Source organism: Limnospira sp. PMC 1279.21, assembly GCF_032349615.1.
Taxonomy (GTDB): domain Bacteria; phylum Cyanobacteriota; class Cyanobacteriia; order Cyanobacteriales; family Microcoleaceae; genus Limnospira; species Limnospira fusiformis.
On record NZ_JARPLU010000312.1, the window covers coordinates 1 to 2,758 of the forward strand.

The window sequence follows — 2,758 nt, forward strand, 5'->3', positions numbered from 1 at the left end:
TGCACGTGAGCAGTTTGATTCTCTCCATGATGCCATGGATTCCGTTCTCAAAGCTACGTCCTAACCACCTTGACTAATGCTATACCTACCCGCCAAACCTTCTTTAATGATTTGCGCGCGCTTACCCAGACTGTACGCTGAGACAGTTGGGACCACCTTCTGACCTTTATGCTTGAGGGTCTCGAGTTAGACATCCCACCCGATAGCAGTTGAATTTCCCAAATGAGAATTGCTGTTCTGACGCACCCTACCAGGCGATCGCACCCGATCGCCTGGTAGGATATTAACTATCTGTAATTGGTAAATTGTAGTGCTACGGGGAAATCTTCCTGCTTGAGATATCTAATTATCTCCTGTAAATCATCTTTAGACTTACTAGAAACCCGCACCGCATCACCTTGGATAGAAGCCTGAGATTTTTTGAAATTATCTTTAATAATCTTGGTAATCTGTTTAGCCACATCCTTGCTAATCCCTTTTTTCAGGGTAATTTCTTGGCGGACTCGGTTTCCACTAGCTGACTCAACCTTTCCATAATCAAAAATTTTGAGGGATAGATTACGTTTAGCAGCCTTAGTTTGCATAATCGTATGGACCGCATCAAGAGTAAACTCGCTGTCGGTATTGACAACAATTACCTCATCACCAAGTTCTAGGGTAGTGTTAGTATCTTTCAAATCGTAGCGACTAATAATTTCTCGTTTGGCTTGGTCTAGTGCATTGACCAATTCTTGACGGTCGAAATCGCTGACAATATCGAAAGAAGATGTTGAAGCCATAAGCCTTCGTTGCTATGTAATGTTCTACTGATTTCTTAGGACAAGGATTCTAACCCCAAACATCCAAATATGCAACAATTTTGATAAAAAGCCGTCCCCAGCTAGGCTAAAGGACGGGTCTTTGTATCCAATTTTTCGGTAACAGCAGTCTGATTTTGGCATTGAACAGCAAATCAGGCCTTATGGGGTGAGATAGCTTATATCTCTGAGAACTTGCCCCAATAGATCTATACCAACTAAGTGCCACTGGCAACCTCTGGCTTCAATCCAAATAGAACAAAGTTACCACCTTCCGCTGATTTTCGGCTTCTTCACAGGTCCTCAGCAAAGTATCACTGTCATGAAAAGCAAAACATATCAACTGCTGACACCGGGAAATAATTTCCTGATTGCAGGAGGAACTAGCTTCGGCCAAAGATAAGGTATCTCCAGAGGGATTTTCGACCAAATGGATGACCTGTTCTAGCTGTGACCGTGACTCGCGAGGCTGACGTTCGAGACTTTGAGGTAGAATGACTGTTAAAAGATTAGGATCAGCCCGCATTGCCCCTCTAATGGCGGCTGAGTTAGTCCCGGTTGCACCGGAGGTAATCAGATGGTTTCCCCCCAAAACTAGGGCATAACTCATCATCTCAATCAAATTCTGATGGGTTAAGGGAATATGGCGGGAACCGAGTAAGGCAATGCGCTTGGAGCCGGTTTGCTGAATGGCTGCAAGTTCTTCTAAAAATTCATCTACTCTGGGCAAATTGATGGACTGACTCAAGGATACTCTTATATATTTACCAAGAATTAGGGGTCGAGATAGACCTCACGGTCTACCCCTCCCATTCAGAACCGGACGTGAGACTTTCACCTCATCCGGCTCTTAGTCTGATTGTTCCATTGTTAAGGATACAGCTTTGGCGTTGTTTTTGTCAAGCGCCGTTTTATTATCGTGACAGTGACGGTGCAATAATTGAAGATTCTTGTATTCATCCTTTCCACCTAAGTTTCGAGGTACAATGTGGTCTACTTCAACTCAATCTGATGGTGCAAAATACTGTCCACACCAGGAACACCTGCCTTTTTGCTTTTTGAGTAGTTTCGCTACCCTTGTTGGCGTATCGATTGCTTGTCCTTTTCTGGTTGCCCAATAAGTCCAATTTCCGTCGTATGGTGTCGCTTCTGGGCGTACTAGGGTATGTCTGGCAATTGGGGTCCAATTATGTTTCCACAATTGGAGTCCCTCTTTAGTTTTAAACAACCAAGTTTCATGCCTTTCTTTTCCGTTGCTAAGTTTAACCGTTTCCTGCTGGAAGTAGTTCCTTCACTTTTCATGATTCGCCTTTCCGCATCTTGATACTGTCCATGCCCTTAGCATCTTCCAGACTATATGGTCTAGTTTGTTGAAGGTCTCTGTTGAGACTACTCCTGAATAGTAGTTTGACCATCCCCTTATAATTGGGTTTAGTCTACTTATCAGAGCTGGTTGGGGTGCCGTTTTATGTTGTTTTATTACACCCTTTATCACTTCAATTTGGGCTTTAACTGCTTTGTTACTGGGTTTAATATGGGTTTTGTGACCGATTAATCTGCTTCCTCTTCCCCCTGTTTTCCCAGATTTATATTTTCCTACCGGATATTGCCTGATATTGAATCCTCGAAAATTAAACCCCGGTTCCTCAATCTTGCCGTTATACTCAATAGGATTGAGTGTGTTACAAATTCGAGTTTTTTCGGGTTTAATTTCTAGTCCTACAGGTTCTAACCATTCAGAAATTGCAGTTTGGCACTGTTCGATGATTTTTAAGTCTTTTGAGATGACCACAAAATCATCGGCATATCTTATAAAGTTCACCTGGGTGGTTGTTCCTTTATTGGGATACATTTCTTTAACTAACCTTTCCATTCCCAACAGTGCGATGTTGGCGAGTATTGGATTTATAGCATTAGTCAAGGTGGTTAGGACGCAGCTTGGAGAACGGAATCCATGGCAT

2 protein-coding genes and 1 pseudogene are annotated in these 2,758 nt (G+C 42.9%); all 3 read right to left on the minus strand.

What is annotated here, in order from left to right; translation table 11 throughout:
- Positions 1-287: 287 nt before the first annotated feature.
- Entirely contained in the window at positions 288-779 is a 492-nt protein-coding gene (locus P5683_RS23950) for a YajQ family cyclic di-GMP-binding protein (RefSeq protein ID WP_006615946.1), read from the minus strand.
- A 262-nt stretch (positions 780-1,041) separates the two neighbouring features.
- The gene (locus P5683_RS23955) at positions 1,042-1,545 is read right to left on the minus strand and encodes a hypothetical protein (RefSeq protein WP_006615945.1); all 504 of its coding nucleotides are present in this window, start codon (positions 1,543-1,545) and stop codon (positions 1,042-1,044) included.
- Between the two features lie 102 nt (positions 1,546-1,647).
- Positions 1,648-2,758: pseudogene (locus tag P5683_RS23960) on the minus strand (group II intron reverse transcriptase); the annotation flags it as partial.

Bases quoted from the DNA above. Each gene is read 5' to 3' on its own strand.
- P5683_RS23950 (WP_006615946.1), bottom strand. From the start codon at position 779: ATGGCTTCAACATCTTCTTTCGATATTGTCAGCGATTTCGACCGTCAA.